The organism is Actinosynnema sp. ALI-1.44, assembly GCF_001984155.1.
GTDB lineage: Bacteria > Actinomycetota > Actinomycetes > Mycobacteriales > Pseudonocardiaceae > Kibdelosporangium.
In genome coordinates, this window is the sequence record NZ_MTQO01000003.1 from 1 (window position 1) to 460 (window position 460).

The window sequence follows — 460 nt, forward strand, 5'->3', positions numbered from 1 at the left end:
CGCCGCGAACGACACCGCACCAGCCGATGCCGCACCGTCGTTCTGGTAGTCGGCGTCGTCCAGGACCTTCGTGAGGTCGTCGGTGAACGTCGCGCCGGTGTACGGAGTCCGCCCTGTGTTCCGGACTGTCACCGTGTACCGCACGACATCACCGGGGTTCGCCGACTGCTTGTCGACGGCCTTGGTGATTTCGAGCCCGGAGACCGGGGTGGTCGTCGTGCATTCCGGATCCGTGGAACCCGGCGGGCAGTTGCCACCCGGCGTGTCGGTCGTGATCACGTTGGTGAGGCGGTTGTCGCCCGTGTTCGGCTTCTTCACCTTCACCGAATACGTCAGCGTGGTCGCCTGCCCGACAGGCAGATCACCGACCCAGGCAAGCTTCGGCGTGGTGAACGTGAACGCACCCGCGACTGGCGCGCCCTTGGCGTCGTTCTGGTAATCCGCGTCATCCAGAACCGCG

At 65.9% G+C, this 460-nt stretch carries 1 protein-coding gene; it reads right to left on the minus strand.

The genetic code is table 11. The features are described from left to right. A partial coding sequence (locus ALI144C_RS00025) for a DUF11 domain-containing protein (RefSeq protein WP_143230273.1) occupies positions 1–460 on the minus strand: 460 nt, incomplete at both ends.